The organism is Sutterella massiliensis (assembly GCF_016899755.1).
Lineage (GTDB): Bacteria > Pseudomonadota > Gammaproteobacteria > Burkholderiales > Burkholderiaceae_F > Sutterella > Sutterella massiliensis.
In genome coordinates this window covers 1-246 of the sequence record NZ_JACJJC010000501.1, presented here as the reverse complement: position 1 = coordinate 246, position 246 = coordinate 1, and the positions used below count along the sequence as shown (strand labels likewise).

General features: G+C 63.0%; 1 protein-coding gene. It reads right to left on the bottom strand.

The window, feature by feature from the left end; genetic code table 11:
* On the bottom strand, positions 1 to 246 hold a 246-nt coding region (locus H6A60_RS13475), incomplete at both ends, for a hypothetical protein (protein WP_205105365.1).

Here is a 246-nt window from a genome sequence, read left to right as displayed (position 1 = left end):
GCTTCATAGAGCCGACGGTATGGTCCGATCTCGCGAAAGACGGCCGTTCGCCTCGGACGGTTCGCGCGCCCGCAGGGAAGAAGCTTTGTCTTTGGCGCAATTGCCAACGCGTTTCGATAGAAAATGCCGAGGCGTTTCGCGAATTCGCCGAGTGCCGTGAGTCGTGCGAGCGAACGCCTAAGCGCCGCGAAACGCGACTGCAGCAGCGGGCGCGAGGGCGAGACGTAGCCTTCGGGCACCTCGAAG